At 43.0% G+C, this 2053-nt stretch carries 5 protein-coding genes; all 5 read right to left on the bottom strand.

Annotation, left to right across the window (positions count from 1 at the left end; translation table 11 throughout):
* On the bottom strand, positions 1-549 hold a 549-nt coding region (locus ABYU67_RS12185; protein WP_372845577.1), incomplete at its 3' end, for a terminase small subunit.
* Positions 550-605: 56 nt separating this feature from the next.
* Positions 606-797, bottom strand: a complete 192-nt coding sequence (locus ABYU67_RS12180; RefSeq protein ID WP_372845575.1) for a hypothetical protein — start codon at positions 795-797, stop codon at positions 606-608.
* Between the two features lie 8 nt (positions 798-805).
* The gene (locus tag ABYU67_RS12175; RefSeq protein WP_372845573.1) at positions 806-976 is read right to left on the bottom strand and encodes a hypothetical protein; all 171 of its coding nucleotides are present in this window, start codon (positions 974-976) and stop codon (positions 806-808) included.
* Between the two features lie 421 nt (positions 977-1397).
* The gene (locus ABYU67_RS12170) at positions 1398-1850 is read right to left on the bottom strand and encodes an antiterminator Q family protein (protein ID WP_372845571.1); all 453 of its coding nucleotides are present in this window, start codon (positions 1848-1850) and stop codon (positions 1398-1400) included.
* Positions 1847-2053: a nuclease domain-containing protein gene (locus tag ABYU67_RS12165; protein ID WP_372845569.1), complete on the bottom strand. Its 207-nt coding sequence runs from the start codon at positions 2051-2053 to the stop codon at positions 1847-1849. The genes ABYU67_RS12170 and ABYU67_RS12165 overlap by 4 nt, the downstream gene beginning before the upstream one ends.

Here is a 2053-nt window from a genome sequence, read left to right as displayed (position 1 = left end):
GTTATCAAGCGCTTTCATTCTATCGGCTGTCATAACCTCGATACCGAACTTAGTTTCTTTGGCGCCTTGGTAAAGCATTTTAGCTTCTGGTGATAGTTTGCTAGTGTCGGCAATATAAACGAATGGCGAACCCTCACCCCTGCAAAACTGACAATCAATATCAGGCTCTTTGCTTGGATCAATGACTGGCTCGCCGCCCTCATCCATACTTACGCCGCCATGACAATAACCACAAGCAACACGACGCACGCTAGACAGCTCGTTATAGTCTGCATTGGCAATCTGCCACCACTTCCATAAAACCGTGTCAGCGTCAATCCTAAGCCGTCTGCGTCTATCTGCAATGGCTTTATTAACTGCCTTATCGATATTAGGTTTTGTTAGGTTTTCGCTACCAATAGAAGCTGCGCTAGTTTCACTGTAACCTGCTGCCTTTGCTGCCCTAGTAGCATTAAAATCAATGATGTACTCATCAACAAATACCTGCTGCCTTGGCTCAAGTGGTAAATCTTCTTCACTCACTACGCTGTTAGGCGTTTCGTCTGTCATACGCCCTCCAGCGTTAATATAAAAAATGCCCATCAGATCAATGTGGGCGAAAGGGGTTATTTATTACCTAGTAACTCAGCAAGCATATCTTCGTCTTCTTGGCTTGCTCGTCTAACATATCGCTCGTCTGCGCCATACTTAGGCTCTACGTCTTTACCGTATTCATCAACCGACCACTCCCAGTTATGAGCATCGGCTTCTATGTGATCGGCAATCTCTGCACTACTCATCTTTGAATAATCAATCATATCTCACCTCACGCCTTACGCAATGATTGCTCTATCAAGCTAACGTACTCAGCCGCTTTCTTACTGCCATTGTTGGCACGACGTTTAAGTATGTCTAAGTAAGACCGCTTAGTGACGACGTTATCTGTCTTGTGGTATTCGTTATAAACCCACTCATGTGATTGTGCGTAGTTGCTCATAGCATCCCTGCTAAATTTTAGACATAAAAAAGCCCGTTGCGGGAATATCCGTAACGGGCAAAAAGGTTAGCTATCAACTCGCATTGTCATCACATGCAAATCTAATACGCTTTGATAGCTCATCATGTTTAGCAGTCGTCATCTGCAAGTGTATCGCTGTGGCATGTGCTAGTCGGTGACTAAATTGACTAGGTACAAAAAAGCCCTATCAAATTAATGATAGGACTTGGTATAGGTTTGAACGCTTACGGACTCGAACCGCACTCTACTTGTATCACCACAGTTAACGGCATCGAACCGAATACAAAGTAAGTCACCACGTTTCACGTTCAGAATAGCCGTAAAGGTTGCGCTTCTTTGATAGGCGTTACGGCTGTATTATTACATCGCTTTACACTATTCTGTTCAGCGTATATCAATACTATATCATAGCTCGGTCAGTGTCAACAGTAGATTGATTTTCATAGCATTTTAATAAATGCTCAACTCGGCTCTCAGCGTTATCTACCAATTTCTTACAGTGCTTATCGCACATTTTCATTCCATCTTTAATACCGCCCTTTTGATAATCCTTCATCTTTTTGGTTAGGTGTTGAGCCAAACGCTGGTAGCTATACCCGTATAGGTACTTGAGCTTGATAAGCCTATAGTTTTGATTGTCGTATGCCTTCAAGTAAGCAACTGCCTTCTCAATCTGTAGCATAGTGTCATCATCACCGATACTGATACCGCCGCCGCCACTTGGTAGTATTGTTGACCATATTGATTGATGCCCTAACTGCGCATTACTAGACGAACCTTTGCACCATCTACCCCACATTACCAAATGCTCTTTTATTCCTAGCTCATCGTTATCAATATTTAGTTCGCTCATTTCTTCACCTCAATTAATCCGCTATCTATCCAAATCTGCAATGTTTCCATGTGCGCTCTTAGTATGTCTTTGTACGTGCTATCACTCTTTACTCGTCCATCTATCGTGTCGTGACAGATACTACACGCGAAACAAGCCATATAATCAGGCGGCTTAATCCCGATACCACAAAACCTGTTATTTCTAATATGAGCCAGTACCAC

Origin of the sequence: Psychrobacter sp. (assembly GCF_041554015.1) — a bacterium.
GTDB lineage: Bacteria > Pseudomonadota > Gammaproteobacteria > Pseudomonadales > Moraxellaceae > Psychrobacter.
Note: the sequence above shows the minus strand (reverse complement) of the source record. Positions and strands in the feature narration are given on the sequence as shown.

Excerpts from the sequence above, each read along its gene's own strand:
- ABYU67_RS12180 (WP_372845575.1), bottom strand. The coding sequence starts at position 797 with ATGATTGATTATTCAAAGATGAGTAGTGCAGAGATTGCCGATCACATA.
- ABYU67_RS12175 (WP_372845573.1), bottom strand. The coding sequence starts at position 976 with ATGAGCAACTACGCACAATCACATGAGTGGGTTTATAACGAATACCAC.
- ABYU67_RS12170 (WP_372845571.1), bottom strand. The coding sequence starts at position 1,850 with ATGAGCGAACTAAATATTGATAACGATGAGCTAGGAATAAAAGAGCAT.